26 protein-coding genes are annotated in these 22968 nt (G+C 60.7%); 14 read left to right on the top strand and 12 right to left on the bottom strand.

Features of this window, described 5'->3' with window-relative positions; genetic code table 11:
• Positions 1-7: 7 nt before the first annotated feature.
• A complete protein-coding gene (locus RMQ97_RS03780) occupies positions 8-499 on the bottom strand; it encodes a DUF1330 domain-containing protein (protein WP_413659500.1) in 492 nt (163 codons plus the stop codon).
• A gap of 53 nt (positions 500-552) precedes the next feature.
• Here RMQ97_RS03780 and RMQ97_RS03785 point away from each other — a divergent pair, with 53 nt between their 5' ends.
• Both RMQ97_RS03785 and RMQ97_RS03790 read left to right on the top strand, forming a co-directional pair.
• The gene (locus RMQ97_RS03785; RefSeq protein ID WP_413659501.1) at positions 553-1170 is read left to right on the top strand and encodes a TetR/AcrR family transcriptional regulator; all 618 of its coding nucleotides are present in this window, start codon (positions 553-555) and stop codon (positions 1168-1170) included.
• A 259-nt stretch (positions 1171-1429) separates the two neighbouring features.
• Positions 1430-2845, top strand: a complete 1416-nt coding sequence (locus tag RMQ97_RS03790) for a sugar porter family MFS transporter (RefSeq protein WP_413659502.1) — start codon at positions 1430-1432, stop codon at positions 2843-2845.
• On the opposite strand, the gene RMQ97_RS03795 is transcribed toward RMQ97_RS03790, so the two are convergent.
• Positions 2842-3765, bottom strand: a complete 924-nt coding sequence (locus RMQ97_RS03795) for a LysR family transcriptional regulator (protein ID WP_413659503.1) — start codon at positions 3763-3765, stop codon at positions 2842-2844. The two genes, RMQ97_RS03790 and RMQ97_RS03795, sit on opposite strands and share 4 nt — an antisense overlap.
• 110 nt (positions 3766-3875) lie before the next feature.
• Between RMQ97_RS03795 and RMQ97_RS03800 the strand changes: the two genes are divergently transcribed.
• The gene (locus RMQ97_RS03800) at positions 3876-4877 is read left to right on the top strand and encodes a zinc-dependent alcohol dehydrogenase family protein (RefSeq protein WP_413659504.1); all 1002 of its coding nucleotides are present in this window, start codon (positions 3876-3878) and stop codon (positions 4875-4877) included.
• A 48-nt stretch (positions 4878-4925) separates the two neighbouring features.
• On the opposite strand, the gene RMQ97_RS03805 is transcribed toward RMQ97_RS03800, so the two are convergent.
• Positions 4926-5486, bottom strand: coding sequence for an NADPH-dependent FMN reductase (locus RMQ97_RS03805; protein WP_413659505.1), 561 nt, complete (start codon positions 5484-5486; stop codon positions 4926-4928).
• Positions 5487-5660: 174 nt separating this feature from the next.
• Here RMQ97_RS03805 and RMQ97_RS03810 point away from each other — a divergent pair, with 174 nt between their 5' ends.
• From RMQ97_RS03810 to RMQ97_RS03820, 3 genes are all read left to right on the top strand, one after another.
• Positions 5661-6215 (top strand): RNA polymerase sigma factor, encoded by a 555-nt coding sequence (locus RMQ97_RS03810; protein WP_413659506.1) that lies wholly within the window; start codon positions 5661-5663, stop codon positions 6213-6215.
• Entirely contained in the window at positions 6202-6591 is a 390-nt protein-coding gene (locus tag RMQ97_RS03815) for a DUF6768 family protein (RefSeq protein WP_413659507.1), read from the top strand. Before RMQ97_RS03810 ends, RMQ97_RS03815 begins: the two co-directional genes overlap by 14 nt.
• Before the next feature lie 75 nt (positions 6592-6666).
• Positions 6667-7056 (top strand): hypothetical protein, encoded by a 390-nt coding sequence (locus RMQ97_RS03820; protein ID WP_413659508.1) that lies wholly within the window; start codon positions 6667-6669, stop codon positions 7054-7056.
• Positions 7057-7117: 61 nt separating this feature from the next.
• On the opposite strand, the gene RMQ97_RS03825 is transcribed toward RMQ97_RS03820, so the two are convergent.
• Positions 7118-7312, bottom strand: coding sequence for a hypothetical protein (locus RMQ97_RS03825; protein ID WP_413659509.1), 195 nt, complete (start codon positions 7310-7312; stop codon positions 7118-7120).
• Between the two features lie 141 nt (positions 7313-7453).
• Here RMQ97_RS03825 and rpoH point away from each other — a divergent pair, with 141 nt between their 5' ends.
• Complete coding sequence (rpoH, locus tag RMQ97_RS03830; protein ID WP_413659510.1) at positions 7454-8356, top strand: RNA polymerase sigma factor RpoH; 903 nt, start codon at positions 7454-7456, stop codon at positions 8354-8356.
• On the opposite strand, the gene RMQ97_RS03835 is transcribed toward rpoH, so the two are convergent.
• On the bottom strand, positions 8353-9027 hold the full coding sequence (locus tag RMQ97_RS03835) for a lysoplasmalogenase (protein ID WP_413659578.1): 675 nt from the start codon (positions 9025-9027) through the stop codon (positions 8353-8355). The two genes, rpoH and RMQ97_RS03835, sit on opposite strands and share 4 nt — an antisense overlap.
• 76 nt (positions 9028-9103) lie before the next feature.
• On the opposite strand from RMQ97_RS03835, the gene RMQ97_RS03840 reads away from it, so the two are divergent.
• The gene (locus RMQ97_RS03840; protein ID WP_413659511.1) at positions 9104-10390 is read left to right on the top strand and encodes an alpha/beta hydrolase-fold protein; all 1287 of its coding nucleotides are present in this window, start codon (positions 9104-9106) and stop codon (positions 10388-10390) included.
• Here the strand turns inward: RMQ97_RS03840 and RMQ97_RS03845 are convergent.
• The 4 genes from RMQ97_RS03845 to RMQ97_RS03860 form a co-directional block, all read right to left on the bottom strand.
• A complete protein-coding gene (locus RMQ97_RS03845; protein WP_413659512.1) occupies positions 10387-11739 on the bottom strand; it encodes a trypsin-like serine peptidase in 1353 nt (450 codons plus the stop codon). The genes RMQ97_RS03840 and RMQ97_RS03845 overlap by 4 nt on opposite strands.
• 141 nt (positions 11740-11880) lie before the next feature.
• A complete protein-coding gene (locus RMQ97_RS03850) occupies positions 11881-12723 on the bottom strand; it encodes a thioredoxin family protein (RefSeq protein WP_413659513.1) in 843 nt (280 codons plus the stop codon).
• 17 nt (positions 12724-12740) lie between these two features.
• On the bottom strand, positions 12741-13961 hold the full coding sequence (locus RMQ97_RS03855; protein WP_413659514.1) for a M24 family metallopeptidase: 1221 nt from the start codon (positions 13959-13961) through the stop codon (positions 12741-12743).
• 62 nt (positions 13962-14023) lie between these two features.
• Positions 14024-15034: an RluA family pseudouridine synthase gene (locus tag RMQ97_RS03860; RefSeq protein WP_413659515.1), complete on the bottom strand. Its 1011-nt coding sequence runs from the start codon at positions 15032-15034 to the stop codon at positions 14024-14026.
• 79 nt (positions 15035-15113) lie between these two features.
• Here RMQ97_RS03860 and RMQ97_RS03865 point away from each other — a divergent pair, with 79 nt between their 5' ends.
• Entirely contained in the window at positions 15114-16817 is a 1704-nt protein-coding gene (locus tag RMQ97_RS03865) for an alkaline phosphatase D family protein (RefSeq protein WP_413659516.1), read from the top strand.
• A gap of 28 nt (positions 16818-16845) precedes the next feature.
• On the opposite strand, the gene RMQ97_RS03870 is transcribed toward RMQ97_RS03865, so the two are convergent.
• Entirely contained in the window at positions 16846-17367 is a 522-nt protein-coding gene (locus RMQ97_RS03870) for a rhodanese family protein (RefSeq protein WP_413659517.1), read from the bottom strand.
• A 22-nt stretch (positions 17368-17389) separates the two neighbouring features.
• The gene (locus tag RMQ97_RS03875; RefSeq protein ID WP_413659518.1) at positions 17390-17692 is read right to left on the bottom strand and encodes an ArsR/SmtB family transcription factor; all 303 of its coding nucleotides are present in this window, start codon (positions 17690-17692) and stop codon (positions 17390-17392) included.
• Positions 17693-17811: 119 nt separating this feature from the next.
• On the opposite strand from RMQ97_RS03875, the gene RMQ97_RS03880 reads away from it, so the two are divergent.
• Positions 17812-19416, top strand: coding sequence for an ABC-F family ATP-binding cassette domain-containing protein (locus RMQ97_RS03880; RefSeq protein WP_413659519.1), 1605 nt, complete (start codon positions 17812-17814; stop codon positions 19414-19416).
• Between the two features lie 22 nt (positions 19417-19438).
• Here the strand turns inward: RMQ97_RS03880 and folE are convergent, their stop codons facing one another.
• A complete protein-coding gene (gene folE, locus RMQ97_RS03885) occupies positions 19439-20056 on the bottom strand; it encodes a GTP cyclohydrolase I FolE (protein WP_413659520.1) in 618 nt (205 codons plus the stop codon).
• Between the two features lie 243 nt (positions 20057-20299).
• On the opposite strand from folE, the gene cysS reads away from it, so the two are divergent.
• The 4 genes from cysS (at position 20300) to yidD (ending at position 22947) form a co-directional block, all read left to right on the top strand.
• On the top strand, positions 20300-21688 hold the full coding sequence (gene cysS, locus RMQ97_RS03890; RefSeq protein WP_413659521.1) for a cysteine--tRNA ligase: 1389 nt from the start codon (positions 20300-20302) through the stop codon (positions 21686-21688).
• A 1-nt stretch (position 21689) separates the two neighbouring features.
• Positions 21690-21956: a hypothetical protein gene (locus RMQ97_RS03895; protein ID WP_413659522.1), complete on the top strand. Its 267-nt coding sequence runs from the start codon at positions 21690-21692 to the stop codon at positions 21954-21956.
• A gap of 56 nt (positions 21957-22012) precedes the next feature.
• The gene (locus RMQ97_RS03900) at positions 22013-22468 is read left to right on the top strand and encodes an iron-sulfur cluster assembly scaffold protein (RefSeq protein WP_413659523.1); all 456 of its coding nucleotides are present in this window, start codon (positions 22013-22015) and stop codon (positions 22466-22468) included.
• A 149-nt stretch (positions 22469-22617) separates the two neighbouring features.
• On the top strand, positions 22618-22947 hold the full coding sequence (gene yidD, locus RMQ97_RS03905) for a membrane protein insertion efficiency factor YidD (RefSeq protein WP_413659524.1): 330 nt from the start codon (positions 22618-22620) through the stop codon (positions 22945-22947).
• The last annotated feature ends 21 nt before the right edge of the window (positions 22948-22968 follow it).

Here is a 22968-nt window from a genome sequence, read left to right on the forward strand (position 1 = left end):
TGTGGGCCTATTCGGACGCCATCATGACGGTCTGGCGCTCCAGTGCGGCCGTGCGATGGTGATAGGCGGCCCGATAGGCCGGGTCGGAAAACAGCGCCCACAGGGCGTCGGGTCCAGGATAGCGGCCGATGACCACCAGGTCCCAGTCCTCATCCGGGCCCAGAAAGGCGCCCATGCCCGGGCCGGCGAAGAGGAAACTCCCGCCCGCACGGGCCATGGCTGGCATGCTCACAGCGGCATAACGGTCGAACGCGTCCTGACCCGTGCCGGGCGAGGCATTGTCCAAGGCGGCCAGAGCCTCCGGCTGATACTCGGCCTCGGCCTTCATCCTGAAGAAATTGACGAGAATAAAGGCCGCATCTGCCGGACGATCGAGGGCGTGTTGCCATTGCGCGCGGGTGGGAGAGAGACCATCGGTGCCATCACCATACCAGCCGATGAGGCGGTCCAGACGATCATCCAGTTCCCGGGTGGAAGAGGGGGTGAGATTGACGCTCATGGCGACCTCGCTCTAGTGTTTTTTACAAGTGTAAAATAGGAGCAAGTTTACACGTGTCAAGTAAGAGTGAGCCCCGTCGTGACAAAGCGCGAACCCGCCAGGGCATTCTCGATGCGGCCTGGGATCTGGTGCGGGTCCAGGGGGCCGAGGTGTCCATGGCCGACATTGCCCGGGCTGCCGGGGTGAGCCGACAACTGGTCTATCTCAACTTCACCTCACGCGGCGGGTTGTTGATGGAATTGGTGCGCCGGGCCGATGAGCGCTTTGCGATCAAGGCCGCCTTTGATGAGGCCGCCCGCACGGGGGATGCTCAGGCCCGCCTCGCAGGGTGTCTGCGTGCCTGGTTCCGCTTTGTGCGCGAGATTGATCCTGTGGCCCGGGATCTGGTGCGGTTGCGTGATACTGATGCCGATGCAGCGGCGGCTTGGGAAGATCGCATGTCGGATTTGCGGTCCTGGTGGCTGGCCCTCCTGTTGGATCTGGAACGCGAAGGAGCGCTGGTGCCGGGCTGGACGGCGGCCCGGGCTGCCGATCATGTCTGGGCCTCATCCTCTGTACAGGTCTGGGGGCTCTATGTGCGCGATTGTGGCTGGAGCGAAGCCGAGACGGAGGCTCATCTTCTGACGGGGATTTGCCAGCTGGTCCTGGCCGGTGACTGGTGTGGGAGGTGAGACTCAAAAATGTCCCGTGTGCTGTCCGTGGCGGGTCAGAACGGATAACTGATGTCCCTAATGTCCCCTATTGCAGATATGATTACGCTGTCAATCTGCGAAAAAGCGACATCTTCCGCGCAAATGTGACAAATCGGGGTGGTTTCAGGCTTCCCACCTCTGGCTAAACCGCCTAGCGTGACCGCTAACGAATACACGTTACCGGGATTGAACCCGGCCGGACTGGAATCCGGACCGTGTTGTGAGAGGGGAGGACATCATGTCCGATAATGAAGCGGCCGTGCCGGGGCAGGCACTGGCGTTCGTGGTTTTCATCAGCCTGGTGGCGACGCTGGGCGGATTTCTGTTTGGCTATGATAGTGGCGTGATCAACGGCACCGTCGATGGTCTGCGCACCGCCTTTAACTCCGATAGTGTGGGAACGGGTTTCAACGTCGCATCCATGCTGTTGGGCTGTGCCTTCGGGGCCGCGGGTGCCGGCCTGGCATCCGATGCGTTCGGTCGCCGCGCCATGATGCGTGTCGCCGCGGTGTTTTTCATCATCTCGGCCTGGGGTTCCGGTGTAGCGGGGACCTCGCTTGAGTTTGTCCTCTACCGTGTTCTGGGCGGTGTGGCCGTGGGCGCGGCCTCGGTCATGGCCCCGGCCTATATCTCCGAGATTGCTCCGGCCCGTTTGCGCGGTCGTTTGTCGACCATTCAGCAGGTGGCGATTATTTGCGGTCTGTTCATGGCCTTTGTCGCGAACTACCTGATCGCGGGAGCCGCGGGGGCGTCCACGGAAATCTGGATGTGGGGTTTTGAAGCCTGGCGCTGGATGTTCTGGATGGAGCTGATCCCGGCCTCCCTGTTCCTGGTCGCCTTGTTCTTCATTCCCGAGAGCCCGCGTTTCCTGGTCGCCAAGAAGCGCGAAGACCAGGCGAAAACCGTGCTGGACCGTGCCCTGGGTGAGGGTGAAGGCGCTCGTGTGCTCAAGGAGATCGGTCAGAGCCTGGCCGAAGGAGCGACGGCCAAATTTTCCGACATTTTCGGCGGTGTGGTGTTCAAACCCATTATCTGGATCGGTATCGGTCTGGCTGTCTTCCAGCAATTGGTCGGCATCAATGTGGTTTTCTATTACGGCGCTGTACTCTGGCAGGCTGCGGGCTTCACGGAAGACCAGGCCCTGTTGGTCAACGTGCTGTCGGGTGGATTGTCTATCGCAGCCGTCGCTGTTGGCCTGCTCGTAATCGACAAGATCGGTCGCAAGCCGATGCTGGCGATCGGTTCGGCCGGCATGGCGGTGACACTTGCCGTGGTGGCCTATGCCTTCTCGACCGGTGAATTGATCGAAGGCGGATCACTGAATCTGAGCGATGAAAACGGGCGGATCGCACTCTACGCGGCGAACGCCTATGTGATGTTCTTCAACTTCTCCTGGGGGCCGGTGATGTGGGTCATGCTGGGTGAGATGTTCCCCAATCGCCTGCGCGGTTCGGGTCTGGCGGTTTCGGGTTTTGCCCAGTGGATTGCCAATTTCATCATCACCATGACCTTCCCGATCATGCTGGCCGCTCCGGCCATTGGCCTGGTCGGTGCCTACGGGGTCTATGCCCTGTTCGCGGCGATCTCGCTCGTCTTCGTGATCATCTATGTGCGCGAAACCAAGGGCAAGACGCTGGAAGAAATGGAAGGCTAACGCGGGACCGCGTGCTGGCGCGCATAATAAAAGCGCACCAGCTCGTGGAGCCGTTTGATATGCGGCGGCGTGGCGCCTGCATAGATATGCAGGAAGGTGGTTGGCCACACTTCGCCGCGCCAACCGGGCATGATATCGACCAGGCGGCCCTGCTGAACCAGCGGGGCCGCTACCGGTTCGGGCAGCAAGGCACAACCCAGTCCCAGCTCGCACAAATGCGCCAGATTGTTGAGATTATTCGTTTCCAGCAGGGGTGGGTGATCCCGACCCGCCAACACGCATGTGGCGTCCGTCGCTCCCTGGCGCAGTGTGAGCCCGTCCGGCTGCCAATCGCCCGTGATCCAGGGGGCCGAGGGCGGCAGAGGCTGTTGGGTTGAGAGTGTGTGTTCGCTGGCCCAGTCCGGTGAGGCGTAGAGAGACTCTGTGATCTCCCCGACGGGCAATCGTTTGTAATCACTATCGGGCAGGCGCCCGGCGGCCAGAGCGACATCAAACCGGTCGCGCACAAGATCGCGGCGTGTGTCGCTGACATCCAGACGAAAGCGCAGGCGCGGATATTCGCGGGCCATTCGGGCGAGAGCCGGCCCGGCCACCGTGTCCGCCAGGATGACCGGCACAGTCATCGAGAGCTCGCCGGAGGGTGAACTCACCTTGTCCTCAAAAGCACGAAGGGCCGAGGCATATTGATCACGCAGCAAGAGCCCGCTCTCAAAAAGGGTAGCGCCCGCCGGGGTCAGGCTCAGTGCCCGGGTATGGCGAACCATTAATTGTTGCCCCAGCTGGTGTTCCAGCCGGCTCACCTGCTGGCTGACTGTGGATTTGGACAGACCCAGGTGTGTGGCCGCGCGTGTGAAACTGCCGGTTTCGGCGACTTCCACAAAACTCAGGAGATCATTCAGGTCAGGTTTATTGTTCGCCATATCGGACAATGAGTTCCAGAATCGGGTATTGTTTGAAGATGGCGGCTCGCCCAAGTCTTGGCAAGAGCCCGGCTGGCCGGGCGTTCTGTTCGATTATGAAGGAGCCTGACATGACCTCGAACACCACCCAAGCTGTTGTATTTCGTGAAACCGGGGACAGTTCGGTCCTGTCGATTGAAACGCTGGATCTGTCTCCACCCGCTGCGGGCGAGGTTCAGATCCGCGTCGAGGCGATCGGCCTGAATCGGGCCGAGATTATGTTCCGTGAAGGGGCGTATCTGGAACAGCCGGTTTTCCCGGCTCGGATGGGGTATGAGGCTGCGGGTGTCGTGACGGCGCTGGGTGACGGCGTGTCGGGTTTTGAGCTGGGCCAGAAAGTCTCGACCATTCCGGCGTTTTCAATGGGCGTTCACGGTGTCTATGCCCACATGGCGAATGTGCCGGCCCATGCTGTCAGCGCCTATCCTGACCGCTTAAGCCCGCGTGAAGGCGCATCCATCTGGATGCAGTATGTCACGGCTTGGGGTGGTCTGATCGCACGCGGTGGTCTGGCATCCGGCAAGACCGTGATCATCACAGCGGCCAGTTCGAGCGTGGGTCTGGCGTCTATCCAGCTGGCGCGCGCTGAGGGCGCGACGGTCATCGCAACCACGCGGGGCGGGTCAAAGGTTGAGGCCTTGAAAGCGGCCGGTGCGCATCACGTCATCCAGACCGATACCGAAAACCTGGTCGAGCGGGTCCAGGAGATTACGCAAGGTCAGGGGGCAGACATCGCCTTCGATCCGGTGGCCGGCCCGATCGTGGATGAACTGGCGCAAGCCATGGGAGCGCGCGGCCGGATCATTTTGTACGGGCTGCTTGATACCCGCCCGGTCAATGTGCCGCTCTTCCCCATGCTGGCCAAAGGCGTGAGTTTGATTGGTTATACCCTGTTTGAGATTACCCAGGATCCGGAGGCTCTTGAGGCGGCCAAGGTCTATCTCTATTCCCGCCTGAACGATGGAGCGATCGCGCCCATTCTCGATAAGGATTTTGCGTTCGAGGATATTGCGAAAGCGCAGGACTATATGGCCTCGAACCAGCAGATCGGGAAGATCACCGTCAGCGTTTGAAAACGTTGACGTGGTATTTCAGGGGCGGCCTGGTCGCCCCTTTCACTGTCAGGTCTTAAGAAGCGCACGGATCTGTTCCAGCACAGTCTGGATCTGACCGGCTGTGCGTTCATTGATCAGCACACCCTGATCATCAAACCCCTTAAAGGCCTGGGGCAGGGTGGCATGGGTGGTCGTGGTCACAACGCCCAGATCGGTCAGAAAGGCGCGCAAGCGCGGGATGACCCGGATTCCGCCCAGGCCGCCCGGGCTGGCGGCCATTATGCCCGCAATTTTTCCAGCAAAGGGCCGGACCCTGTCTTGACCGTCCGACCGGCTGGCCCAGTCTAGAGCATTGACGAGCAAAGGTGGCATATTGCCATTATACTCCGGCGTTGAGATCAAAAGGGCGTCATGATCGGCCAGTAGGGCCTGAAACCGGCGAGTTGCTTCCGGCAGTCCCTCTGCCTCCTCCAGATCGCCATTGTAGAGCGGCATGTCATAGTCAGCGAGATCGAGCAGGGTGACGTCAAATCCAAGCGCCTGTGCCGGTTCGACGGCCGCTTTCGCCAGTTTCCTGTTGAACGAGGCCTGGCGGATGGAGCCTGAAAAAATCAGCAGACGAGGCATGGCAATCTCCGGAAAACAACTGGTTCAGCATATAAAGAGGCTGGCGCAGTCTTCAATGTGGGTGTGGAGGGATTGAACCTTTTTCCGGCCCGGAGCCACTTGGTCCGTAAGAAGCGAGATCACGGTGATCTCCGGTCGGGCCGGGAGGGCGTGCTGGATACTCGAAAACGCAGATTGACGGAGTATCTCATCCTGTCCGCTCGCACGGGCGAGGGTGATGCCCTGAATCAGCTTGCGCGACTGTGGCACCCGGGCCTGCTGGCTTATGCGGCGCGCCAGCTCGGCGATCGGGATGCGGCACGTGATGCGCTCCAGGAGGCCTGGCTGGACATTCTTCGCGGTTTGCCTCGATTGAGTGAGCCGCGCGCCTTTCCCGCCTGGGCCTATCGGATCCTCTCTCGCAAATGTGCCCGCCAGATCGGATCTGCAGTCCGGCAAAGGGAAACCGCAGACGCGGTCATGATTGACCCGACCGAACCGGACCAGGCCGAGCCGGAGGCGGAAACACGGGCTGAGTTGCAGTTGATACGACGTGCGATCGCGGCATTGCCGCCGGGCCAGCGCGCGGCCATGACACTCCACTATCTCGAACAGATGAGCCTCACCGAGATTGCCCTGGTCCTGCAAATCCCGGTCGGTACGGCAAAAACCCGGCTGATGCATGGGCGCAAGAGCCTGAAGGCTGCCCTCAATCTCATTGAAACAGGAGAGACAGATGAACACGAATGATAAGGATATCGATCATCTTATCCGCGAAGCCCTGGCCACGGAGGATCGTGCGATCCTTGATGAGTTCGGGCCTGAACAAAGCTGGTTCAGCCAGGCGTTCGCCTCGTTCACCGGGCGCCATGGCTGGGTCGTCTGGGTCATGTATCTCACGAACCTGGTGGCCGCCGGGGGGATGATCTGGGGCATATGGGCGCTTCTGCACACAACGGATCTACTGGTGTCCTTGCGTTGGGGCGTCTGGGTTCTGGGCTGTATGAATATTGGCCTGTTCATGAAACACGGTATCAATCAGCAGATGCAGGCCAACCGCGTCCTGCGTGAAATCAAGCGGGTGGAACTCCAGATTGCACGGTTGCGATCGTCTGACCGGACTTGATATTTCGGGCGGGTCCAGATTTGTTAATGTGTTCGTGGCAGGCTTAAACCTCAGTGATGATGCCGGAGGCCTGTCATGTCGAAGACCCTTACCTCCTCCTATCGCCGGGTTTCGGATCGTTTTGAACCGGACCTGGTCCAGGATCCAGCCGAGGCGCGCAAGCTGCGCGGCCATCTCGAACAGATTGACTATACGGTTTTTGCGGCCAACCAGGCCGTGATCCAGAAAACCATTCATCATGTGACGATCGAGGATTTCCAAAATCTGGCCTTGTCCGCGTCGAAGGCCCGGTCCGCCTGGGTTGATGCAGCCATGGCTGCCGCCCGGGATACATCTCCGATGAGTAAGGAAGATGTCGAACGGCTGGCTCTTTTGCGCACGGCTTATGAAGAGATTTCCGAGGCTTATGACGCCATGCGCCGTATGGTGGAACGCGGATATCTGCAGTTTCACAAGACCGTCTAGACCCTGGGATCCGGTCCGCGCAGTGGCGGAAGCCAATGTGTGTCTAGAGGTCTTCGGGCTGTTACGGCAGCCAGGCCATCTCGTTCAACTCGGCCCTGGCCTCATCAATCAGATCCGGAAGATCTGCCAAGAGGGCGGTCGACACGTTGGCGACAACCACGATTTGACCTGCCTCATCGTCCAGGCCCAGCGTCCCACTGGATGCAAAGTCGGCATAAAGCTGCTGGTTGGGAGATAATTCATCGCTGTGATGCAAGCATGTCCTGCCGAAACTGGGCATCACACTCTTGTGACCCCCTCGCATTTTCCGGAATGGCTTCCTAAATATGCGAACGGACCGGTTCTGGGGTGCGCTCACGGGGTGCAAGGAGACCGGTGGGAAAGGAATGAAATCGCCATGGCTAACGCATCTGCTTCTGCACTGACCCTGTCACCGGAACAGGGATTGTCCAGCTATCTGGCAGAGATCCGCCGGTTTCCGATGCTGGAGAAGGATGAGGAATTCATGCTGGGTCGCCGCTGGCAGGCGCATGGCGACACCGAGGCTGCGGAACGTCTCGTGACGTCCCACCTGCGTCTTGTGGCCAAGATCGCCATGGGATATCGCGGATATGGTCTGCCGGTCGCGGAGGTGATCTCCGAGGGCAATGTCGGCCTGATGCAGGCGGTGAAGAAATTCGATCCCGAAAAAGGCTTCCGCCTGGCGACCTATGCCATGTGGTGGATCCGCGCCTCGATCCAGGAATACATTTTGCGGTCCTGGTCGCTGGTGAAGATCGGCACAACTGCCGCCCAGAAAAAGCTCTTCTTCAACCTGCGCCGGATGAAAAGCCAGATGCAGGCCATTGATGAAGGCGATCTGCGTCCGGACCAGGTCGAAGAAATTGCGACCAAGCTGGGTGTGACCAATGAAGACGTGGTGTCCATGAACGGACGCCTGTCAGGTCCCGATGCGTCTTTGAACGCGCCTCTGCGCGGATCTGAAAGTGACCAGGAATGGCAGGACTGGCTGGCCGACGAAGAAGGCGAGAACCAGGAAGAGCATCTTGCTGAAACCGATGAGTTCGACGCGCGCATGCAATTGCTGCAATCGGCCATGGGTGAGCTCAACGAACGCGAGCAGCATATCCTGCAGGAGCGCCGTCTGTCTGACGAGCCGAAGACTCTGGAAGAGCTGGCGGAACACTATGGTGTGAGCCGTGAGCGTATTCGCCAGATCGAGGTGCGCGCGTTCGAGAAACTGCAAAAAGCCATGCGTGAGATGGCGTCGGATCAAGGTTTGATGGCGGAGGCGGACTAGTCCGCCTTTCGTGCCAGACCCAGCGCGATGCCGGCCTGGGCCAGATAATAGGTGGACCAGACCACGGGGCCGGCCCACTCCAGAAATCCGGCAAACTGACGAGTCGCCAAAACGCTGTCCGACACGACGAACAGCAGCGCGCCCGCGATGGCCAGGGGGTGGGATCGACCCAGGACAGCGAGGATCGCCATCACCAGAATAATGGCGTTGTAGACACTCGCTGCAATGCGCAACTCGCCAAAATGGGGCTGGAGCCAGATCAGCATGACCAGACCGAACACGCCCAGCCCGATCGCTGCAAGTATACCGGTTCGCCCACTGAGCCCCGAGCGTCGTAAATGGTGAGCAAACAGCCCGATATAGACGAGATGGCCGAGGCCAAAGGCGAGAATGCCCAGATCAAAACGCGCCGGCTGCAGAGCCAGGAAGGCGTCGCCTGCCGCGCCCATCCACAGCCCGGCTGCCAGCCATCCACAGCGATACTGCGCCGCGATTACCCCCAGCAGGATGATGCCGGACGCTTTGAGCCCAACATTTGCGGGATAGGGCAGAGACAGGCCAAATCCATCTCCCAGATAGGCCAGGCCCAGCAGGGCTGACATCGCAAGCAGGATCTGTCGCGCGGATGTGGCAGGATGAGGCAGGAGTTTGGAGATCAGACCGGTCATCATGCTGGTCACGCTAGTGGCAATGACCGGAGGAGGAAAGCCGGTCTGACAGAATTCGGGGACAGGTGAAGTTTTGGGCATGGTTGGGAATATTGTGGCGGCGGCGCTGGGACTTGTCCTGGTCAGTGCGCATAGCCATGCTCAGGAAAGCCCGCCTCGCCCGGTACGAGACGCCATGGCCGAGCTGCGCGCCCGCCCTCATGCCGAAGACGAGGTCTGGCGCGAATTGTCTGGACGGGGCTTGCCTCTGATCGACAGACAGATTGCTGGTCCTGGCCGTACCCGATTGACCTTTCTCTACCGCGCGGAATCGGGAACTGAACGCGTACGCCTCGACAGTGTGTTGAACGCTCCTTATGCCCGCCAGCCGGTCGAGGACTATGAGCGCGATTTTGTGCTCGACATGACCCGTCTTCCAGGCAGTCGGATCTGGACCATCTCCATCGATGTGCCGGATGATGTGCGGGCCAATTACAGTTTTCGTCTTGAACGAGCCGGGCGGTCGCTCTGGCGTCCGGATCCGCATGCCCGGCTGACCCTGCGCGGTGGGGAGGCCGAAAGCGTTGTCGTACTGGCTCCGTCGACATTGGATGGCGTGTTACCGCTCGGGCCTCCCTCCTATACGGATGCCTCCCGGACCAGCGGTGCCAGCCAGGTCATGAACAGCCCGGCGCTCAATCGCAGTGTCTGGCTGGATATCCACGCCCACCCGGATGGCGGGGCGGACGCGCCGGTTCTGGTACTCTGGGATGCTTTCCTGTGGGGGACACGGGCTCCTGCGGTCGATATTCTTGACCGTATGGAGCGCCAGGGCTTGATACCGCCCACCCATCTTGTGTTGATCGATCAGCTTGATCCGGACAGTGCAGCCTTGGCCTATGCCGACCAGTCGGCCTTTATCGCGGATGATCTGGTCCCTCTGCTGCGTGACAGCCTGGGCTGGCAGATGAACCCGGACCAGCTCTTGCTCGGCGGGGCGTCGAGACGGGGACTGGCTGCTGCGCGTGTGGCGCTTGATCACCCCGCTATGGTGGGCGGGGTCATGTCGCTGTCCGGTTCCTTCTATTGGGCCCCGTCGGGCGAGGAGATGGAGTGGCTGTCACGACAAATCGACCCGGCCGGCCCGGATACACCCCACTACATTCTGGCCGCCGGCACTCTGGAAACCATGCAAACCTCGACCAATCGCGGGCATGTGATGCTGGAGGCGAACCGCAATATGCAGGCGGCGCTGACGCAGGCCGGTTATGAGAGCACGCTGCTCGTCTATTCCGGAGGACATGACCTGACCGGGTGGCAAAGTGCGCTCGCCCAGGCCCTGGCCCTCTATTTTGCGGAATCCACTGACGCCGTCCCGGGTGATTAGTCTGACTGCGCGCTGTCCTCGACCTTGACCGGTTTGACGGGTTTGCCGGGGACCTCACCTTCATCAGGTGTGTTGCCCACACGCCCGGCCTCGAACTCAGCCAGCTGATCGGCCCAGGCCTCGGAGCGCACCGCGATGTAAAGCATCGGGCCGCGTGGATTGCGCCGGAAATTCGAATCCGTGGCGACCACAGCATAGGTATCGCCATCGCGTACCAGGAAGGGCGAACCGCTATCGCCGCGAGTTGTGTCGCAATTATGCGCCATCGTGTTGTCACGATAAACTTGGTCGATGGAGCAGTCCTCATTGCCCGACAGGTGAGAGCCGGTATCCCAGCTATAGCCGGCCTGGAGCAGACGGGCATTGCGGGCCTGGCGACGCCCCTCCCGGTCGACCAGTTCCAGCACGCCCACATGGCCCAGCTCGGCGCCCAGCGGGGTGTCGATCCGCAGCAGGGCCCAGTCTGTTCCGTCAATGTCGTCGGTGGTGTTGAACCGGCGATCATCCCAGTTCCGGTCAACGAGATAGTCGATGATGCGGGCCCGGCGCGGACCGCCAGGCAGGTCGAACCCGGTCGTGAATTCCCCGCGGGCGCTGATGCGGCTTTCTCCGGAGATACAGTGGGCGGCCGTGATCAGGACGCTCTCGCCGACCAGCGTCGCCGTACAGGTTCCCCCCTCGTCCAGATCGATCGTGCCAACCACACTCCAGGGGAAGGTTGATGTGTCCATGAAGCGACGATCATCATGTCCGAAGAAATGGTCATTGATGGTCAGCGGGCGTTCGCGACCGGCACAATCGGCCCGGTCGGTTCGTGCTTCACAGCGGCCATCACCGCCATCTGGCTCGTTGCAAACGCCATCAAACGCCCGCTCGCACGTGTCATTTCGAAAGCGCAGAGCTGTCACATCGCGGCAATCGGAAAAATCCGTAGCCTGTGCGCAGGCTCCCGTGCCCAGGCCGAGAGGCTCGTCACATTCGCCATCATTGGCCCATCGACAGCTATCATCCTCGACACCCTCGGCGATGCGCCAGCAATCCGAATAGTCCGTGCCTGCCTCACAGGCACCGGTTCCAAGACCGATATCGTCACATTCACCATCATGAGCGTACTGGCAGCTGTCATTGCCCTGATAGCGTCCAGTACCCGACGTGCCGGTGGGTTTGACAGGCTTGTCCTGGACACGCGCCAAGTAGGCATTGATATCGCGCGAGGACAGGCGTGATTCCGGACCGTCGTCCAGCTGAGCCGAGGCCAAGGAGGTTGTGACCAAACCCAGCGTGCCGATCACCATGAACCGGGCGATCCGGGTCAAACCCTGGTCAAACAAGTGTCTCAAAACGCGCATTCCATCCCCCTCAGGCCTATACCGGTCTCGCAGCGCGCCCTGTTGCGGACAGAGCGCTGACAGTTCGCCGTCGATCCTGGACACAGTGTGCGGCAGGTTTGAGGCATGTCCCGCAAGGATCATAGGCCCGGGGTGGACAGACTACCAGCGCTCGGCGTCATTGGGTGCGTAGACCAGCTCGATGCGGGTGGGGTCCTCGTCAAACGCGGCCATGTTCTCCGCCGTGATGGCATTATCGCCAAAGCGTTCCGTCAGGGCCCGAACCAGCCCGGACCGCGCCTGGCTCTTGAGGCGGGCGATCTCGCGCCCCAGGTCCCGGCGCCAGAACTCAACACCACGCGACAGGGCCTCGAAATCCTCCGGGCGGTCGGACCGGTCAAGATCACGCCAGCGCGCGATATCGCGATACGCTGCGCTCAGGCGCAGGCCCTGTTCGTTTTCATAGGCTTCGATCTCGGTAATCAGGGCCTGATAGCTGGCACTGGTCTCGATTATGCCGACTGGAGCCGGGGGCGTTCCCGCATACCGACGGAAATAGTCCCGCGCTTCTTCAATCGGGCGCGAGGCTGCGCTGGTCCACACATTGCGTTCCGCCCGGTTGATGACGTCTCCGGTCGAGGGATCGATGACCAGGACGGTCGGAGTGCCGTAGATCGCGGTCACACCATAACTCAGGAGGACGGCCTGATTGGCATCGCGCCAGGCGACGTCGACATAAGTGAGAACGTAAGAGGCATCCAGCAGGGCCGCCAGCTCGGCATCTTCGAAATGATGGGCGAGGCCGCGACTGTCATGGCACCAATTGGCACCAAAAACGAGGAGCAGGCGCTTGCCCTCGGTCAAGGCCTGGTGGCGTGCGGCCGCAACGGCCTCGGCGGCATCATAATTCTGATCGAACGGACGCGGATGATCATCCTCCGCCACAGCGAGAGCCGGGGTCAGGACCCAACCGACAAAAATTACCAGAAACAGCGCGCGCAACATGAGTATGTCTTTCCCGGTCAGAGGCCGAAAGGATTGTCGATAGAGGGCGAGGGACGGGTGAACCATCGCGGCCCGTCGGCGGTCATGTAGAAATGATCTTCCAGACGGATGCCAAATTCACCGGGAACGCAGATCATCGGTTCATTGGAAAAGCACATGCCGATATCCAGCAGGGTCGTGTCGCCGCCGACCAGATAGGGGCCTTCATGAATATCCAGGCCTATGCCGTGCCCGGTCCGGTGCGGTATTCCCGGCAGCTGATATCCGGGCCCGTAGCCGCGACGCTCTGATTCTGCACGCGCTGCATCGTCCGCGGCATGACAGGGCTGGCCCAGTTGCGCGGCCCGAAAGGCGGCCTGCTGGCACGCATGCTCGTCCTCCCAGACCTTGCGCTGGCGGTCGGTCGGGGCACCGAAGACATAGGTGCGCGTAATATCGGACTGGTATCCGTGGATGGCACAGCCGGTATCGATCAGCACCATATCACCCTCGTCCAGGGTTTTGGGCGCGGCAACCCCGTGCGGAAAGGCCGTGTCGGGACCAAAGAGCACGATGCAGAAGGTTGAACCGCCCGGTGCCCCGATTGCCTTGTGGGCCGCATGAATGAAGGCCTCGACTTCACCGGTGGAGATGCCCGCGCGCAGGATCCGCGCCGCAGCCTGGTGAACAGCCAGCGTCGCGGTTTTGGTGGCCTGCATCAGTGCGAGTTCCGCTTCGGATTTGCGGGCGCGGGCGGGCAGGATGATCTCTGCGGCGTCTTGGGCCTGGCCGTTGAAGGCGTTGATCAGACCCGTCACACGAAACAGCGGCGTGGCCGGGTCCAGCCCGATCCGGGCGCCTGCTGGCAGGTGAGCCGCACACAGGGCGTAGGGGTCTTCATGCTCCTCCCAGGTGATCAGCGGAGAATCCAATCGCATATAGGAGGTGAGCGTGCCGGTCTCGAAGGCGGGCCCGACATAGGTGATCGACGCGTCCGGTTTGACCAGTGCGCCGACCAGGCGTTCCGAACCCCACCATTTAAAGCCGGTGTAATAGGTCAGATTGCTGCCGGCATCGAGATAGACGGCATCATAGCCTGTTTCGCGCATGCGCTGGGCCAGGCCGGCCAGGCGGGTTTTATGTTCGTCCGTGGAGATGGGTTGGCACCCGTGCAGCCTGTCTGTCAGCTGCGCCAGCTCTGTCTCAGCATCCGATCCGCCCACACCCTTGGTCCAGGCTGAAGTCTCGACTGTTGTCATCACGCTCTCCCCGTCTTGTGTTGGCATCATGCGCCCGGCAGGGCGGAAGACAATGCCTAGTCTCACAGATGTTCCAGGAATTTCTCCAGGCGCTGCATGTCTTTCGGCATGTCTCGCTCGAACCGGATCGCAGCCCCGGTGATCGGGTGTTCAAATCCCAAAATGGCGGCGTGGAGAGCCTGGCGACGAAAATCCTTCAACGCCTTGCCCGTTTCGCTGGTGGCCAGCAGGGTGCCACGGCGATTGCCATAGAGCGGATCGCCCAGCAGCGGGCAGCCAATATGCGCCATGTGCACACGGATCTGGTGCGTGCGACCTGTTTCGAGGCGACATTCCACCTTGGCGGCCAGACCTGTGCCGATCGCGGCATCGGGTTTTTGACCAAATCGGGTGAGCGTTTGGTAATTGGTGATGGCGTGTTTGCCTTCAGTGCTGTGCGGGTCACGCGGCACTTCAAACTTCTTGCGATCACGCGAGGAACGGGTGAGCTGGGTTTCAATCCGTCCCGTTTTCGGATTTGGCGCGCCGCGCGTGAAGGCAATATAGGCCCGCTCCACAGTGTGCGCTGCGAACTGCCGGGTCAGGCCCTTGTGGGCCGGATCCGATTTGGCGACCACCATCACACCGGACGTGTCCTTGTCCAGTCGGTGGACGATGCCCGGCCGTTCTACTCCACCAATGCCCGACAGGCTGTCGGCGCAGTGATAGAGCAGGCCGTGGACGAGGGTTCCTGTCCAGTTGCCGGCCGCCGGGTGAACAGCCAGTCCGGCCGGTTTCATCAGGACGATCAGATCATCGTCCTCGAACAGGATGTCCAGATCCATCTTTTCCGGCTTGGGATCGGCAGGTTTGGGCGGGGGCACAGTGAGCGCATAGCGCGCACCTGCGATGACCTTTGCCGACGGGTCCGTCATGACCGTGCCATTGACGGTCAATTGCTCGTCCTCGATCAGCGCCTTGATTCGTGAGCGGGAAAATTCGTGGAGTTCAACGGCCAGCCAGCGGTCGAGGCGCTCTCCGGCGGCCTCGTCCTCGGCAATCAGCGTGCGAATATCGGTGTTATCTGCGTTCATCCACATGCGAGTAGCCTTCTCGTCGTGAACACGCAACAATCAGACGCTAGGAGAGGCAGATATCTGTCTGGAGGGGATGATGACCAAAACCGATCTGACGCGCCGGGGCGCACTTCTGGGAGCGGCTGGTGCCAGCCTGACTGTCGCGGCCTGTTCGGGCCAGCAGCCGGAGCCGATGGTCGTGTCGGATACGGGCACCCCCTTTAAACATGGCGTGGCGTCCGGTGACCCCGATCAGAACAGTGTCATGTTGTGGACGGCCATCACCGACGATGGCGGCGGCTATCGGGGTGTGCAGGTCGCCACGGATCGTGAGTTTACGAATGTCGTATTTGAGGCGGGCGATGACATCGCCTATGTGACGCCGCAGCCGCTGGGCACGTGGAAATACCTCGCGACCGGGCTCGAGGCGGGCCGGACCTATTTCTATCGTTTCCGTCTGAACGATGTGTTTTCACCAACGGGTGTCACGCAGACCCTGCCGGACGGTGATGTCGACAGTTTCAATATCGGCGTGTTCTCGTGCTCGAACTTCCCGGCTGGTCACTTCAACGTTTATGGCGCTGCGGCGCAAATGGCTGGTCTCGACCTCGTGCTGCACCTGGGCGATTACATCTATGAGTACGCGCGCGACGGGTATGCGACCGGCAATGCCGAGGCCCTGAACCGTGTGTCTGTTCCGGCGCATGAGATCGTGTCCTACCAGGATTATGTCGAGCGCCATGCGCAATACAAATCCGACCCGGACCTGCAATTGCTGCACGCGAGCGTGCCCTGGATCATGACCTGGGATGATCATGAAAGTTCCAACGACTCCTATACGGATGGCGCGGAAAACCATGATGAGAGCGAAGGGCCGTGGGATGTACGTCGCGATGCGGCTCTGCGCGCCTGGTATGACTGGACGCCGAGCCGGGAGCCGGATGATCTGCGCCATCGCTGGGGCACGTATCAGATCGGCAATCTGGCAACTCTGGTGATGATCGAGAGCCGTCTGACGGCCCGTGATGTCCAGGTAGATCTGTCCAGCTTCCCGGTCGAAGCGGATGCAGATGACTCCGATCCCGAGGTGCTGGCCGCTGTCGAGCGCTGGAAAACCGAGATCATTGGGGATGAAAGCCGCGAATTGCTGGGCCGTGAGCAAATCGACTATGTCGCCAATGCCTTCGGCGCGTCTGTCGAGGCGGGTACGCCGTGGCGTATCCTGGGCAATCAGATCATCATGAGCCGGGTCAACTTCCCGGATTTCTCTACCGAAATGCCGGGTTGGCTGCGCTGGTTCGCGACGCGCGACAATGAGTTTGCACGCCAATTCATTACGCGGACCCGGTTCGGCATCCCGTTTGGTCTCGACATGTGGGATGGCTATCCGGCCGAGCGTGACCGTCTGTATTCAGCGCTCAATGCGGTCAATGCGGATATCATCACCGTCACCGGCGATGTGCATTCCTTCTGGACCAATGATCTGATTGATCGGGAAGGCCACCGCATGGGGACGGAGTTTGTGACGGCGGCGGTGACCAGCCCGACACCCTTCTCCAGCTTTGCCGCTCCCGGTGTTGATTACGGTCGCATGCTGGTCGAGGCCAATGCCGAAGTTCAGCACTGCAATATGGAAGACCAGGGCTTTATCCGCCTTCACCTCACGCCGGAGCGTTTGCTCGCCGATTATTACCGTGTCTCGACAATTTTGAGCCGTGACTATGAAGTGGTGACTGAGAGTGCGTGGGAAATCGAACGCGGCCCGCTGGGGACCGCGCCCGACGTCCAGCAAGTGGTCTGACCCTTTGGGGACGTGACAAGGGGTCGGGTCAGGCCGCCTGCCGGTTCCAGGGCATGAGGCTCAGAAGATTGGCCATCATGCAGGTGCCGGTGATGCCGGAAAAGGCCAGTCCCGCCCCGACAAAGGCCGACACCCCGTAGAATGCGGGATGAACAAGTGTGCCCAGCATGACACCGATCAGCACCAAAGTGCCCGCGGTGATCATGACCTGGCGGAAGATATCAATGGGTTGGGAGCGATCGACAATGGTGTCCAGTCCGGCGAGTTTCCAGCCGCCTATGCCGCCATCGACAATATAGACGGTTTCACTCTCAATTCCCTCTTTCAGCAGCTGCGCTTGCGCCCGGGTGCGAACACCGCTGCGGCAGTGGAAGATCGCAATCTTGGCCGATTCATGAGGAATGCCGTGTTCCTCAATCCTGCTGAGTGGCAGGTGTTTTGAGCCGGGGATGTATTCCCGTGCCCGTTCATCGGCTTCGCGGATGTCTATCAGAACAGCGCCTTCGCGGATCAGGGACTGGGCGCGGGCGGGGGATATAACGTCACTCATCAGTGTCTCCTGTCATCGTCGTCTAGGGGCAGTAGATATCCTTGAGCGTGCCCAGAATGCGCACGGCTCGCGGGTCATGGATACGATAGAGAATTGTGGTGCCTACACGGCGTGTCGCCACGACATCCGTCTCGCGCAGCTTGGCCAGGTGTTGGCTGAGTGCGGATTGGCTCAGACCCGATCGAGCGACCAGATCGCCTGCCGCGAGTTCGCCCTCAACCGCCAGGTGACACAGCACCAGAAGGCGGTTTTCGTGCGCCAGCAGTTTCAGCATGGCAGCGGCGTCTGCCGCGTTTTCAGTGAGGTCCTGGATCACATCCGTCATGGGTTTCTTTTATTTAGGAAAATCTAATTTAGATAATTCTAATAAAAAGTCAAGCGGCTTGGCTCTGGTCTCACTCTGACAAAACGCGTAAAAGGCGCCCCCAGTTTTGAAATCATGTCATGACACCGCTTCTAAGCCTGCACGATATCGCCGCCCAACGGCCTGATGGTTCGATCCTGTTCGAGCGGGTCGGCTTCGCCCTGACAGGCGAAAGGGCGGGGCTTGTCGGTCCTAATGGAGCAGGCAAGTCGACCTTGCTGTCGATTCTCGCCGGTGATCGCAAGCCGGCTTCGGGGCATGTGGACTGTCAGGGGCGGATCGGCGTGTTGCGCCAGGTGGTTCATCACGATGCGCACGCAGACCTGACGACCGCTTTCGGTGTCGAGCGGGCATGGGCGCGTCTGCATCGGATAGAAGCCGGCACGGCCAGCCTGGATGATATGTCCGAGGCGGACTGGGACATGCCGGTGCGAATGGAGGCCGCGCTTGCGGAATTCGGCCTGTCAGGACTGGAGCCGAAGACGCGGCTGTCCCGTCTGAGCGGTGGACAGGGCGTGCGTGTTATGCTCGCTGCGCTCTTCTTTCGCGAGCCCGATCTGATCCTCATGGATGAACCCAGCAATAATCTGGATCGCGACGGGCGGGATCTGCTTCTGGCCGCTGTGCGGCGTTGGCGGGGCGGCGCCTTGATCGTCAGCCATGATCGGGAATTGCTGGACGAAATGGACGCCATTTATGCGCTGGACCGGTGTCAGGTGAAGCGCTATGGCGGCAACTACACGGCGTATCGGGAGCAGCGCGCGATCGAGCAGGAGGCTGCGGCCCATGCACTGGATGTCGCGCGGCAGGACGAGAAGCGGATTGCCCGCCAGATCCAGCGGACAGCGGAGCGCAAGGCTCGCACAGATGCTGCGGGTCGGGCCGAGCGGGCCAGTGGCAGCCAGCCCAGACTGGTCATGAATGCCAAGCAGGAGCGCGCCGAGAGTACAGGCGGTGCATCGGCCCGCCAGGCCGAGAAAATGACATCAGAGGCCCGGCTGGCCGTCGACAAGGCGGCGGAAGAAGTGGCGCATCAGATCCGGCAATCTTTTGATATTGCGCCGTGCGGCTTGCCGGCGGGTCGTCAGGTCCTGTCGCTCGACGCCGTGGCCGGAGGCTGGCCGGGGCAAGCGCTCTTGTTTGAGGGCGTCACACTGTCGATCCGTGGACCGCAACGCTGGCGGATTACCGGGCCAAACGGTGTCGGCAAGTCGACCCTGCTTCAGATCATCATGGGGCAGCTTGAGCCGCGTGCGGGTTCCGTCGTTCGTGGTGTGGAGATGGCGCTGCTGGACCAGACGGTCAGCCTTCTGAGGCTCAACGCGTCTCTGGTCGACAATTTCCAGCGGCTCAATCCAGAAGCGACAGTGAATGAGGCCCGGTCCGGCTTGGCGCGGTTCAGGTTTCGCAATGTTATGGCGGACCGAAGCGCCGGGGATCTGTCAGGGGGTGAACGGCTTCGGGCCGGTCTGGCCTGCGTGCTGGCGCGTCCGCAGCCTGTGCAGGCTCTTATCCTCGATGAGCCGACCAATCATCTCGATCTCGATGCGATTGAAGAATTGGAGGCCGCGTTGCAGGCCTATGACGGTGCTATTCTGGCCATCAGCCATGATGAGCGGTTTCTCGACGCGATCGGAGCGAGCGAAGCTCTGGACATGAAAAAGGCCGCCCGCGGCGGCCTTTGACACGGTCGATACGTGAACCCGATCAGGCTTTTTCAATCAGGCGCAGGAAGCGATTGCGCAGATCGGCATCGGTCTTGAACTGGCCCGTGAAAGTGGTGGTGATCGTGGAGACGTTCTGATGGTGTACGCCGCGCGTGGTCATGCACTGGTGTTTGGCGTCGACATAGACAGCCACGCCCAGCGGTTCCATGGCCTCGGTGAGGGCGTCAGCGATCTGCGCGGTCATGGTTTCCTGAGTCTGCAGGCGCTTGGCGAAGATTTCCACCACACGCGCAATCTTGGAAATACCCACAACGGCCTTGGTCGGGAGATAGGCCACGTGTGCCACGCCCAGAACCGGCGCAATATGGTGTTCGCAATGGCTCTCGACATCGATATTGGTCAGCAGGACCATGTCGTCATAGCCCTGAACGTCCTCGAATTTTTTGCCGAGAACCTTGGCCGGATCGTCATTATAGCCCGAGAACCATTCTTCATAGGCTTTCACGACACGCTTGGGCGTTTCCAGCAGGCCTTCGCGATCCGGGTCATCGCCGGTCCAGGCGATCAGGGTGCGAACGGCCGCCTCGGCCTCTTCGCGGGTCGGGCGTTTAATCTCGTCTTGGGCCATGCGGTCGGCCTCGGGGGTTACGGCGTCCATCGAATGGATCCTTTCGTTGACGGGTCGGTCGGTTCTACGACGTGACCGAAGTTCCGGTTTCCGGATCGAGGTTCAAAGCGCCACTTTTTTACAGTCCGGGCCTGACATCCTCAGTATCCACGCTCATGCGCTGTGCGTTATTTAGGCGTAGAATTATCCAATTCCAATGTTATGACCACAGACTCGGCGTCAAGTTATCACGTTTGTGACGCCTGTTCAGCCTTTCACCAATGGATGTGACCGATGTCGGCCCTGACACTCTATGACACGCACTCGCGCCGTAAGCGCTTGTTTGAACCGATGAATCCGGAGCGGGTCACGATGTATGTCTGTGGACCGACCGTGTACTCCTATGCGCATATCGGAAATGCGCGACCGGCTGTGGTTTTCGACGTCTTGTCCCGGGTCCTTCGTGGAATCTATGGCCAGGACCATGTCGTTTATGCCCGCAATATCACGGATGTAGACGACAAGATCATCGCTGCGTCGAAGGAGACCGGCCAGCCGATTTCCGAGATCACGGAAAAGTATGCGCGAATTTATCGTGAGGATATGGGGGCGCTGGGTGTACGCGTCCCGGATATCGAACCGCATGCCACTGATCACATCGGTGAGATGATCGATATGATCCAGGTGCTTGTCGATGAGAAATACGCCTATGAGGCCGAGGGGCACGTCTTGTTCGCTGTGTCGACCTATGACCGCTATGGCGCACTCTCACGTCGTTCGCTCGAGGACATGATTGCCGGGGCCCGCGTCGAAGTCGCCGACTACAAGCGTGAGCCCGGCGATTTCGTGCTCTGGAAACCCGCCGCTGATGATGAGCCTGGCTGGGGCAGCCCCTGGGGTCGTGGTCGGCCGGGCTGGCATATTGAATGTTCTGCGATGTCCGAGAAACATCTCGGTGAGACGTTCGATATTCACGGCGGTGGTGTGGACCTGGTCTTCCCGCACCATGAAAACGAGATTGCTCAGTCGGTCTGCGCCCATGGCGGCAAGGCCATGGCCAATTACTGGCTGCATAATGGTTTCTTGACCATGGGGGCGGGCAAGATGTCCAAATCCGAGGGCAATGTGAAACTGGTGCATGATCTCGCCAGGGACTATCCGGGTGAGGTGCTGCGCTATGCCTTGCTGACGGCGCATTATCGCGCGCCCCTTACCTGGAATGGCGAGCTTTTGACGAAGACACGCCGCTCGCTGGATCGCATCTATGGTGTCTTGCGGCGCCTGGCTGATGTCGAGGCGGTTGAGGCGACACCGCCGGCCGATTTCCTCGAGGCGCTGCATGATGATCTCAACACGCCCAAGGCGCTGTCCGCCCTTTTCCAGCTCACGGCGGCCGCCAACAAGGCGGAGACGGATGCCGAACGGGCTCGTATCAAGGGCGAGCTCCTGGCTGCTGGCGAGCTTGTCGGTTTGGCGCAGGGGGATCCGGATGAATGGTTCGGCATCTCCGAACTACCGGACGCCGAGCGTGCAGAAATTGATGCACTGATTGATCGTCGCAATCTCGCACGGGCGGAGAAGAACTGGGATGAGGCGGATGCTGTGCGTGAAGAGCTGACGGCACGCAAGATCCAAGTGGACGACGGGCCGGAAGGCTCGACCTGGCGCAAGCTGGAGGGCTGACATGGCGCTTTGCGGTTTCAATGTCATGCTGGAAGCTGAAGATGCTGTGGGCGCGTGTTTTGTGTCCTATGGCGTGGTTGCAGAAAATGCTGACCAGGCGGGCCAGCTGGCCGAGGGGGCCGCGCAGTCGGAAGGGTTCTGGTCCGTCGTGGTGGACGAGGTCTGGCAACCCGACGATCTCGACCCGGAGGATGTCGGCGAGATTCCTGAAGTTCTGGGGCGGACCGATCCGGTCTATCTCGATGAAGACGAGTATGAAGAGGATTAGCGGATTTATGCCGCGTATGTCTGGCGAAGCCGGACGCCATATCCTAGATTGAACACATGAAACACGATCTGTACTCCAATGACGTCCTGCGTCTCGCGGCCCAGATGCCGCGGGTTGGACGTCTGGGCGCGCCCGCGACCTCGTCGCGCAAGGTGTCGCGCCTGTGCGGGTCGGAGATCGAGGTTGATCTCATGGTCCAGGATGGACGTGTGGTCGACATGGCCCAGCGCGTGAAGGCCTGTGCCCTCGGACAAGCCTCTGCGGCCATTCTGGGAAAGCATGTTGTGGGTGCGACCCAGGACGAGCTGCTCAATGCGCGCAATGCCCTTAGAGCCATGCTGAAATCCTCCGCGCCTGCGCCCCGCGGCCGGTTCGCGGAATTGGCGGTTCTGGCCTCGGCCAAGGCTTATCCCGCTCGACACCAATCGATCATGCTGCCCTTCGAGGCGGCCGTTGCCGCGTTTGAGGCGACCGCAACCACAACTGGCCTGACCACACCGCTCACTCGCTAGGGCCGTTGGCGCCTGCCTCGCCGGCAGGAGATCGCAACGGTCCGCAAGGTAAACCTTCTAAGCGACAACGAATTCTTCAGCGGTCCGCACTGTAACGGGCTGTCACGGGTAGACAGCGGGCAGGGCGGCGTTAAAAGGCTTGATTTCATATGTGTTCGTGCAACGCACCAAAGTCGACATCGGGTGGGCTGGCCTGGGTGATGCGGGGGATGATCCACCTGTATCGCGTGACACTGTCCCCGGTTTTCTACGCTTTTGGTGTACGCTGCCGTCATGAGCCGACCTGTTCGGCGTACGGGCTGGAGGCTTTGCGCCTTCACGGAGCCTGGCGCGGCGGATGGATGACGCTCGGACGGCTTTTGCGTTGCCGGCCGTTGGGCACGTCCGGTTATGATCCGGTGCCGCACGAATACAGTTCTGCACCCTGGTGGGCGGTCTGGCGTTTCCGTCAGCCCTATCGGGGCCAGGACACGGACTGAACCTGCCTCACGCCGGTGGAC

The organism is Maricaulis sp. D1M11 (assembly GCF_047308265.1).
Lineage (GTDB): Bacteria > Pseudomonadota > Alphaproteobacteria > Caulobacterales > Maricaulaceae > Maricaulis.

Excerpts from the sequence above, each read along its gene's own strand:
- RMQ97_RS03780 (WP_413659500.1), bottom strand. The coding sequence starts at position 499 with ATGAGCGTCAATCTCACCCCCTCTTCCACCCGGGAACTGGATGATCGT.
- RMQ97_RS03790 (WP_413659502.1), top strand. The coding sequence starts at position 1,430 with ATGTCCGATAATGAAGCGGCCGTGCCGGGGCAGGCACTGGCGTTCGTG.
- RMQ97_RS03795 (WP_413659503.1), bottom strand. The coding sequence starts at position 3,765 with ATGGCGAACAATAAACCTGACCTGAATGATCTCCTGAGTTTTGTGGAA.
- RMQ97_RS03800 (WP_413659504.1), top strand. The coding sequence starts at position 3,876 with ATGACCTCGAACACCACCCAAGCTGTTGTATTTCGTGAAACCGGGGAC.
- RMQ97_RS03805 (WP_413659505.1), bottom strand. The coding sequence starts at position 5,486 with ATGCCTCGTCTGCTGATTTTTTCAGGCTCCATCCGCCAGGCCTCGTTC.
- RMQ97_RS03815 (WP_413659507.1), top strand. The coding sequence starts at position 6,202 with ATGAACACGAATGATAAGGATATCGATCATCTTATCCGCGAAGCCCTG.
- RMQ97_RS03820 (WP_413659508.1), top strand. The coding sequence starts at position 6,667 with ATGTCGAAGACCCTTACCTCCTCCTATCGCCGGGTTTCGGATCGTTTT.
- rpoH (WP_413659510.1), top strand. The coding sequence starts at position 7,454 with ATGGCTAACGCATCTGCTTCTGCACTGACCCTGTCACCGGAACAGGGA.
- RMQ97_RS03835 (WP_413659578.1), bottom strand. The coding sequence starts at position 9,027 with ATGATGACCGGTCTGATCTCCAAACTCCTGCCTCATCCTGCCACATCC.
- RMQ97_RS03840 (WP_413659511.1), top strand. The coding sequence starts at position 9,104 with ATGGTTGGGAATATTGTGGCGGCGGCGCTGGGACTTGTCCTGGTCAGT.
- RMQ97_RS03845 (WP_413659512.1), bottom strand. The coding sequence starts at position 11,739 with ATGCGCGTTTTGAGACACTTGTTTGACCAGGGTTTGACCCGGATCGCC.
- RMQ97_RS03850 (WP_413659513.1), bottom strand. The coding sequence starts at position 12,723 with ATGTTGCGCGCGCTGTTTCTGGTAATTTTTGTCGGTTGGGTCCTGACC.
- RMQ97_RS03855 (WP_413659514.1), bottom strand. The coding sequence starts at position 13,961 with ATGACAACAGTCGAGACTTCAGCCTGGACCAAGGGTGTGGGCGGATCG.
- RMQ97_RS03860 (WP_413659515.1), bottom strand. The coding sequence starts at position 15,034 with ATGAACGCAGATAACACCGATATTCGCACGCTGATTGCCGAGGACGAG.
- RMQ97_RS03865 (WP_413659516.1), top strand. The coding sequence starts at position 15,114 with ATGACCAAAACCGATCTGACGCGCCGGGGCGCACTTCTGGGAGCGGCT.
- RMQ97_RS03870 (WP_413659517.1), bottom strand. The coding sequence starts at position 17,367 with ATGAGTGACGTTATATCCCCCGCCCGCGCCCAGTCCCTGATCCGCGAA.
- RMQ97_RS03875 (WP_413659518.1), bottom strand. The coding sequence starts at position 17,692 with ATGACGGATGTGATCCAGGACCTCACTGAAAACGCGGCAGACGCCGCT.
- RMQ97_RS03880 (WP_413659519.1), top strand. The coding sequence starts at position 17,812 with ATGACACCGCTTCTAAGCCTGCACGATATCGCCGCCCAACGGCCTGAT.
- folE (WP_413659520.1), bottom strand. The coding sequence starts at position 20,056 with ATGGACGCCGTAACCCCCGAGGCCGACCGCATGGCCCAAGACGAGATT.
- cysS (WP_413659521.1), top strand. The coding sequence starts at position 20,300 with ATGTCGGCCCTGACACTCTATGACACGCACTCGCGCCGTAAGCGCTTG.
- RMQ97_RS03895 (WP_413659522.1), top strand. The coding sequence starts at position 21,690 with ATGGCGCTTTGCGGTTTCAATGTCATGCTGGAAGCTGAAGATGCTGTG.
- RMQ97_RS03900 (WP_413659523.1), top strand. The coding sequence starts at position 22,013 with ATGAAACACGATCTGTACTCCAATGACGTCCTGCGTCTCGCGGCCCAG.
- yidD (WP_413659524.1), top strand. The coding sequence starts at position 22,618 with ATGTGTTCGTGCAACGCACCAAAGTCGACATCGGGTGGGCTGGCCTGG.